This is a genomic window from Mesorhizobium sp. M1A.F.Ca.IN.022.07.1.1, assembly GCF_003997575.1.
Classification (GTDB): domain Bacteria; phylum Pseudomonadota; class Alphaproteobacteria; order Rhizobiales; family Rhizobiaceae; genus Mesorhizobium.
Window position 1 is genome coordinate 1 of record NZ_RZST01000682.1, and the last position, 870, is coordinate 870.

An 870-nucleotide genomic window follows, 5' to 3' on the forward strand; every position below is an offset into this window, starting at 1 on the left:
CACCTCGAGGACGCGGCCATGGTGTTTGCCGCCAGCGGCGACGAGGCGCTCGACCGTCGCGTCGTCGAAGACGCCCGCCGGCTGGGCATTCCGGTCAACGCCGTCGACCGGCCTGAGCTCTGCGATTTCTTCACCCCGGCGCTGGTCAACCGCGCGCCGGTCGCCATCGCCATCGGCACCGAGGGCGCCGGCCCTGTGCTGGCGCAGCTGCTGCGGGTGCGCATCGATCGCATGCTGTCGCCGTCGCTTGGCCGGCTGGCGGCCTTGGCGTCGTCGTTTCGCACTGCTGCCGAGCGGCTGCCGAAAGGCAATCGCCGCCGCCGGTTCTGGAGCGGTTTCTTCGCCGGCCTCCCGGCCAAGGCGGTTGAAGCCGGAGAGTTCGCCAGGGCGCATAGCGCTGCGCTTGAACTTTTGACTTCGGACGCGCCGACCGCAGGTCACATCGCTCTGGTCGGCGCCGGCCCGGGCGCGGAGGATCTTTTGACGCTGCGCGCCCACCGCCTGCTGATGGAGGCCGACGCGATCGTCTATGACGCGCTGGTGCCGGAAGCGATCGTCGCCATGGGGCGCCGCGATGCCGAGCGCTTGCCTGTCGGCAAGCGCAAGGGCTGCCATTCCAAGAGCCAGGAAGAAATCAACGCTCTGCTCATCGAGCTTGGCCGCGCCGGCAAGCGCGTGGTGCGGCTGAAATCAGGCGATCCGCTTGTGTTCGGGCGGGCGGGCGAGGAAATGGCAGCACTTCGCGAGGCCGGCATCGCCTATGAGGTGGTTCCGGGCGTGACCGCCGCCTTCGCCGCGGCCGCCGATTTCGAATTGCCGCTGACGCTGCGCGGCGTGACGTCCTCGATGGTGTTCACCACCGGGCATGAC

1 protein-coding gene is annotated in these 870 nt (G+C 69.3%); it reads left to right on the top strand.

Going from position 1 to position 870, the window contains the following annotated elements; all coding sequences use genetic code 11:
- Positions 1-870: uroporphyrinogen-III C-methyltransferase (cobA, locus tag EOA75_RS33365; RefSeq protein ID WP_127326173.1), on the top strand; the 870-nt coding region annotated here is incomplete at both ends.